The following is a 6,058-nucleotide window of genomic DNA, read 5'->3' as shown; positions in this document are numbered from 1 at the left end:
AAAACCGGGGGATTATAGCTCCCCCACACCCCCTCTTTTCTCTAAGGCCAGGGTAAGGGGAGGCATGGTAGGCTTGGAAGGAGCATGCGCTGGCTTTTCCTCCTGCCCTGGGGCCTCTTCCTTTTGGGGCTTCTTCCCCTGGCCTTGGCCGAACCCCTGGGCCAGGTGGAGCGGGGGCTTGGGCTTTTGCTTTCCGCCCTTCTTCTTTCGGCTGCGGGGAGCCTGTTTTCTCGTTTCCCCGTGGCCTTTTCCGTGCAGTTTTTCCTGGTTTTAGGCCTGGGGCTTCTGGCCTTTCAAATGGCCCTGGAGAGCGCCCTGGCCATCACGGGCCTCGAGGCCTATGGGTACACCGCTTTGGGCGGTGCCTTGGGGGCTTTGGCCCTGGCCACGGCGTTTTTCCTGGGCACGGGGCGGGAGGCGCCCCTTTTGCCAGCCCCGGAGGGCATCGGTTCGCAAAAAGACCTGCGCCGCCTGGCCGGGGCCCTGGAAGGCCTGACCCTAAGGCGCCCCTTGGTGCTGGTCTACCTTTCCACCCCGGCCTCTCCTGAAGAGCTCCAGGCGGAGCTTCGCCGGGGGGACTTGGCCTTCCGCCTGGCGGGAGGGTATCTTTTGGTCCTCCAGGGAAGCCGGCCTGAGGATGCGGCAGGACTGGCGCGAAGGCTTAAGGAGCGGTTTCCCCTTTCCGTCTGCGCCGTGGAGCGCTGGCAGGGGGGAAGCCTGGAGGGTGTGCTGGCCCGCCTCGAGGCGGAGGCCCTTCTCCAGTCCTGAGCGTTTTGGTGTAGGTGGCAGAGGCTACACCGACCCCAGGGTGTACGGGTTTTTGCTTTACCTTGATACGCCTGCCCCTCCCGCCCCTTACCCTTAGCCTCAGGGAGGTCAAGATGGAACAGGCCAAGGAGATCAGCCAGGCGTGGCAAGAAGCCCTGGAAACCTACGGGGAGCGGGAAGAGGAGTAAAGCGTAAAGAGCCCAGAGCCGGGCGTCCAGCCCGGCCTTTTTGTTATACCAGGCGGCTTCGTAGCCAGATGGAGGCGAAATCTATCAGGTTAACCCCCAACAGGATGGCGATGATGCCCATCACCAATGAAGGCAAACCTCCTGCACCCTTTAGGGGGCTATTTCCCCACCAGGCGCTTGCGTTTTGCGGGGTCCAGCACCTTCTTGCGCAGGCGAAGGCTCTTGGGGGTTACCTCCAGAAGCTCATCCTCGGCCAGGAACTCCAGGGCCTCTTCCAGGGAAAGCCGCCTTGGGGGTACCAGGCGGATGTTCTCATCGGAGCCCGCCGCCCGGATGTTGGTGAGCTTCTTGGCAAGGGTGACGTTCACATCCAGGTCGTTTTCCCGCACGTGCTCCCCCACGATCATGCCCACGTAGACCTCGGTGCCCGGTTCTATGAAGAACTGCACCCGCTCCTGCAGGCGGTTCAGGCTGTAGGCGGTGGCCACCCCGGCCTCCATGGCCACGGCGCTTCCCGTGGTGCGGGTGGGGATGGGGCCGGCCTCGGGGCCGAAGCCGTGGAAGGTGTGGCTTAGAAGGCCCTCCCCCCCGGTAAGGGAAAGGAAAAGGCTACGGAAGCCGAAAAGGGCCCGGGCCGGGACCACGAACTTCGCCCGCACCCTCTCCCCCACCTCCATGTGCACCATCTCGGCCCGGCGGGCTCCCAAAGCCTCCATGACGCTTCCGAAGCGGTCCTGGGGCACCTCCACCACCAGCAGCTCGTAGGGCTCGAGGCCATCCTTGGTGAGCACCCGGGGCTGGCCCACGCTGAACTCGTAGCCCTCCCGGCGCATGGTTTCCAGGAGGATGGCCAGATGGAGCTCCCCCCGGCCCCTCAGCTCAAAGACCTCGGGGCCCACCTCCTCCACCTGGAGGGCCACGTTGGTGCGAAGCTCCTTAAGGAGGCGCTCCTTCAGCTTCTGACCCGTCACGTACGCTCCCTCCCGTCCGGCGAAGGGGGAGGTGTTGGCGGTGAGGGTGAGGGCCACGGTGGGCTCGTCCACCTTAAGGCGGGGAAGGGCCTCGGGGGTTTCTCTGGCGGCCAGGGTGTCCCCGATTCCCACGCCCTCCACTCCCGCCAGGGCCACGATGTCCCCGGGGAGGCTTTCCTCCACCTCCACCCGCTCCAGGCCCTGGTGGGTGTAGACCGCTACCACCCTGGCGGAAAGGACCTCGCTCTCCTTCAAGATGGCCACGCTTTCCCCCTTGCGCACCCGGCCCCGGGCCACCTTGCCGATGGCGATCCGCCCCAGGTAGGGGGAGTGGTCCAGGTTGGCCACCAGAAGCTGGAACGGCCCTTCCTCCCACCTGGGTGAGGGGATGTGCTCGAGGATGGTTTGGAAAAGCTCTGAGAGATCTTCTTTGGGTACTTCCCGCCAGGCCCGGCCATCCCGGCCGATGGCGTAGAGGTAGGGGAAGTCCAGCTGCTCCTCCGTGGCCCCCAGCTCCACCATGAGGTCAAAGGTGAGGTTGAGCACCTCGTCGGGGCGGGCCTCCTTCTTGTCCACCTTGTTGAGGACCACGATGGGCTTGAGCCCAGCCTGGAGGGCCTTCCGCAGAACGAACCGGGTCTGGGGCATGGGGCCCTCGGCGGCATCCACCAGAAGGAGCACCCCGTCCACCAGGGAAAGGGCCCGCTCCACCTCCCCACCGAAGTCCGCATGGCCGGGGGTGTCCACGATGTTGATCTTCACCCCACCCCAGACCACGGCGGTGTTCTTGGCCAGGATGGTGATCCCCCGCTCCTTCTCCAGGTCGCCCGAGTCCAGGATCCGCTCCCCCTCTTCCTTGGCCAGGGCCTTGGCCTGGCGGAGCATGGCGTCCACCAGGGTGGTTTTCCCGTGATCCACGTGGGCAATGATGGCAATGTTTCTAATCTCCATGGGCGCACCCAATCCCCCCACTCTACCACGCGGGGGCGCGTAGGATAGGGGCATGGTGGTGGCCACCTTTTCCCTGGTGGCCCAGGACCCGGAAACCGGGGACCTGGGCGTGGCCGTGGCCAGCAAGTTCCTGGCGGTGGGCTCGGTGGTCCCCTTTGCCCGGGCGGGGGTGGGGGCGATCGCCACCCAGTCCTACGCCAACCCCCGCTTTGGGCCGCAGGGGCTTGCCCTTTTGGAGCAAGGGGCAAGCCCAGAAGGGGTCCTAGAGGCCTTCCGGCGCACCGATCCCGGGTTGGAAAGGCGCCAGTTCGGCCTGGTGAGCGCCCGCGGCGAGGCCCTCACCTTTACCGGAGGGGAGTGCCATCCCTGGGCCGGGGGGAGGGCGGGGAAGGGATTCGCCGCCCAGGGCAACCTTCTGGCAGGTCCCCAGGTGGTGGAGGCCATGGTGGAAACCTTCCTGCAGGAGGAACGGGTTCCTTTTCCCGAAAGGCTCCTTCTGGCCTTAAAGGCGGGGGAGGAAGCGGGAGGGGATAAAAGGGGCAAGCAGTCCGCGGCGCTTCTGGTGGTGGGGGAGGGCAAGGGGTACGGAGGGCTTTGGGACCGGTACATCGACCTCCGGGCCGACGACCACCCGGAGCCGGTGGAGGAGCTTTTCCGCCTGCTTTCCCTCCACCGCCTCCTCTTTGAAAGGCCCAAGGAGCGCCGCCCCTTGGCCCCGGAGGAGGTGCGGTGGTTGCAGGGGGTGCTCCGGAGCCTTGGGCTTTACGCAGGGGAAGTGCATGGGGAGTTTGACGAGGCCACGGAGCGCGCTTTTCTTGCCCTGATCGGCATGGAGAACCTGGAGGAGCGCTACCAGGGAGGCCCGGAGGTGGACGAGGCCACCCTGAGCTATCTCAAGAGGAGGTATCCATGGAGCTAGGGGCGGGAGGTGTGGTCTTCAACGAGAAGGGGGAGGTGCTCCTCCTCCGCGATCGCATGGGCTTCTGGGTTTTCCCCAAGGGGCACCCGGAGCTGGGGGAGACCCTCGAGGCGGCCGCGGTGCGGGAGGTCCTGGAGGAAACCGGGGTAAAGGCGGAGGTCCTGGCTCCCCTTTTCCCCACCCGCTACGTGAACGCCAAGGGAGTGGAGCGGGAGGTGCACTGGTTCCTCATGCGGGGCACCGGCGAGCCCCGCCTGGAAAAGGGGATGACGGGCCTGGGGTGGTTCAGCCTGGAGGAGGCCCGCTTGCTCCTTTCCTTCCCCGAGGACCTGCGCCTTCTGGAGGTGGCCCTTGAGCGTCTACCGCTTTGAGGACAAGCTTCCCAGGGTGCACCCCAGCGCCTTCATCGCCCCCGGGGCCTACGTGGTGGGGGAGGTGGAGGTGGGGGAGGGAGCCTCCATCTGGTTTGCCGCCGTGGTGCGGGGGGATCTGGAGCGGGTGGTGATCGGCCCGGGAAGCAACGTCCAGGATGGCGCCGTTCTCCACGCGGACCCGGGTTTTCCCTGCCTTTTGGGTGCTGGGGTTACCGTGGGGCACCGGGCGGTGGTCCACGGGGCGGTGGTGGAGGAAGGAGCCCTGATTGGCATGGGGGCGGTGGTGCTGAACGGGGCCCGGGTGGGCAGGAATGCGGTGGTGGGGGCAGGGGCGGTGGTTCCCCCAGGGATGGAGATCCCCGAGGGCGCCCTGGCCCTGGGGGTTCCAGCCCGGGTCAAGGGTCCCGCCGAGCCCCCGGGCAACGCTCCCCGGTACCGGGCCCTGGCGGAGCGGTACCGGAAGGGGCTTTTGGCCATGGACCTTCCCAGGCGCTACCGCCTTACCCTGCGAGGCCAGGATGCCCTAAACCCCTTTAGCGAGCTTCACCTCCACCTGAAGCGCACCCGGAAGGAAGCCCTGGAAGCCTTAAGGCGGGCTTCCCAGGGGTTTCCCCTGGCCCTGGAAGAGGCCCTGCCCCTGGTGGAGGAGGGTTTCCTCGCCCCGGAGTGAGCCCGAGGCCACACAGGGGGAGGAACGGAGGTGGCAAGATGGAGCGCAAGATGGTGGAGCTCGAGGATACGGGTCTTACCTTTGAAACCCACGTGGACCTGGGGCGCCTGAAGCGCCTGGCAGCGGAATGGCTGGAGGTCATCGGGGAGGATCCCAGCCGGGAAGGCCTCCTGAAAACCCCCGAGCGGGTGGCCAAGGCCTGGGCCTTCCTCACCCGGGGCTACCGCCAGGACCTGAAGGCCATCGTCAACGGGGCCCTCTTCCCCGCCGAGGGGAGCGAGATGGTGGTGGTGAAGGGCATAGAGTTCTACTCCATGTGCGAGCACCATCTCCTGCCCTTCTTCGGCCAGGTGCACATCGGCTATATCCCGGGCGAGAAGATCCTGGGCCTTTCCAAGTTCGCCCGCATCGTGGACATGTTTGCGAGAAGGCTGCAGGTGCAGGAACGCCTGGCGGTGCAGATCGCCGAGGCCGTCCAGGAGATCCTCGAGCCCCAGGGGGTGGGGGTGGTGGTGGAGGGGGTCCACCTCTGCATGATGATGCGGGGGGTGGAGAAGCAGCACTCCCGCACCACCACCAGCGCCATGCTGGGGGTCTTCCGGGAAAGCCAGAAGACCCGGGAGGAGTTCCTGAGCCACCTAAAGTGAACCCCCCCGCCTAGACAGGGGGGCTTGGTCCGGTGCTTCTAGTCAGGGTTTTGCGGAGGCGCAGGCACCTCGCACCCCGGCACCGCCATCTCAGGGGAGATGCCTCCCACCGCAATGGGGATTTCCGCATCCCCCACGCCTTTGGAGCGCAAGGGGTGGCTGGTGTACCAGGGAGGGTATCGCTTCGCCAGGGAGGCGGAGCGCCGCCTCTTCTATTCCACCCTGTCCCCGGGCCGGAGGCACGAGCTCCACGAGCGGGCGGCCACCGCCTTGGCCTTGGCGGGGCGCGGCCAGGTGGAGGCTTGGCACCGAAAAGTCTTAGGGGAAAGCTACGAAAGCCTTCTTAACCCTCATCTACGGGAGGCTCTTGTGACGACTCCCCGGACTAAAGTCCGGGGCTTCCCAGGGTGTTTCCCTGCGGGAAAGCACGCGGGGTTTCCCCCGAAGGCCCCGTCCGGGCCCAGAAAGACCTTGACTCCGTATCGGCAGGCGAGCGCAATGCTTCTGGCTCTGCCACGGGTGTTCGTTTGGAGTTTTACCCATCGGACTACCCGATGGAACCCCCTACTC

The 6,058-nt window shown here is 66.2% G+C and carries 7 protein-coding genes and 1 pseudogene; 7 read left to right on the top strand and 1 reads right to left on the bottom strand.

What is annotated here, in order from left to right; translation table 11 throughout:
* Positions 1 to 84 precede the first annotated feature (84 nt).
* Together F604_RS0103105 and F604_RS13420 are read left to right on the top strand one after the other, a co-directional pair.
* On the top strand, positions 85 to 768 hold the full coding sequence (locus F604_RS0103105) for a hypothetical protein (RefSeq protein ID WP_019550384.1): 684 nt from the start codon (positions 85 to 87) through the stop codon (positions 766 to 768).
* A 62-nt stretch (positions 769 to 830) separates the two neighbouring features.
* On the top strand, positions 831 to 956 hold the full coding sequence (locus F604_RS13420) for a hypothetical protein (protein ID WP_015718269.1): 126 nt from the start codon (positions 831 to 833) through the stop codon (positions 954 to 956).
* 158 nt (positions 957 to 1,114) lie between these two features.
* Here F604_RS13420 and typA read toward each other — a convergent pair whose 3' ends face one another.
* Positions 1,115 to 2,878 carry a translational GTPase TypA gene (gene typA / locus F604_RS0103090; RefSeq protein WP_019550383.1) on the bottom strand — a complete coding sequence of 588 codons (1,764 nt, stop codon included), beginning with the start codon at positions 2,876 to 2,878 and terminating at the stop codon, positions 1,115 to 1,117.
* 52 nt (positions 2,879 to 2,930) lie between these two features.
* On the opposite strand from typA, the gene F604_RS0103085 reads away from it, so the two are divergent.
* The 5 genes and pseudogenes from F604_RS0103085 to F604_RS13085 form a co-directional block, all read left to right on the top strand.
* Positions 2,931 to 3,797: a DUF1028 domain-containing protein gene (locus tag F604_RS0103085; protein WP_019550382.1), complete on the top strand. Its 867-nt coding sequence runs from the start codon at positions 2,931 to 2,933 to the stop codon at positions 3,795 to 3,797.
* A complete protein-coding gene (locus F604_RS0103080) occupies positions 3,788 to 4,168 on the top strand; it encodes an NUDIX hydrolase (protein WP_015718263.1) in 381 nt (126 codons plus the stop codon). Before F604_RS0103085 ends, F604_RS0103080 begins: the two co-directional genes overlap by 10 nt.
* Entirely contained in the window at positions 4,149 to 4,841 is a 693-nt protein-coding gene (locus tag F604_RS0103075; protein ID WP_015718262.1) for a gamma carbonic anhydrase family protein, read from the top strand. The genes F604_RS0103080 and F604_RS0103075 overlap by 20 nt, the downstream gene beginning before the upstream one ends.
* A gap of 38 nt (positions 4,842 to 4,879) precedes the next feature.
* Positions 4,880 to 5,488 carry a GTP cyclohydrolase I FolE gene (gene folE, locus F604_RS0103070; RefSeq protein ID WP_019550381.1) on the top strand — a complete coding sequence of 203 codons (609 nt, stop codon included), beginning with the start codon at positions 4,880 to 4,882 and terminating at the stop codon, positions 5,486 to 5,488.
* Positions 5,489 to 5,650: 162 nt separating this feature from the next.
* Positions 5,651 to 6,058: pseudogene (locus tag F604_RS13085) on the top strand (hypothetical protein); the annotation flags it as partial.

The organism is Thermus scotoductus DSM 8553, from assembly GCF_000381045.1.
Classification (GTDB): domain Bacteria; phylum Deinococcota; class Deinococci; order Deinococcales; family Thermaceae; genus Thermus; species Thermus scotoductus.
This window is presented reverse-complemented; position numbering and strand designations above follow the sequence as displayed.

Bases quoted from the DNA above. Each gene is read 5' to 3' on its own strand.
- F604_RS0103080 (WP_015718263.1), top strand. From the start codon at position 3,788: ATGGAGCTAGGGGCGGGAGGTGTGGTCTTCAACGAGAAGGGGGAGGTG.
- F604_RS0103105 (WP_019550384.1), top strand. From the start codon at position 85: ATGCGCTGGCTTTTCCTCCTGCCCTGGGGCCTCTTCCTTTTGGGGCTT.
- folE (WP_019550381.1), top strand. From the start codon at position 4,880: ATGGAGCGCAAGATGGTGGAGCTCGAGGATACGGGTCTTACCTTTGAA.
- F604_RS0103085 (WP_019550382.1), top strand. From the start codon at position 2,931: ATGGTGGTGGCCACCTTTTCCCTGGTGGCCCAGGACCCGGAAACCGGG.
- typA (WP_019550383.1), bottom strand. From the start codon at position 2,878: ATGGAGATTAGAAACATTGCCATCATTGCCCACGTGGATCACGGGAAA.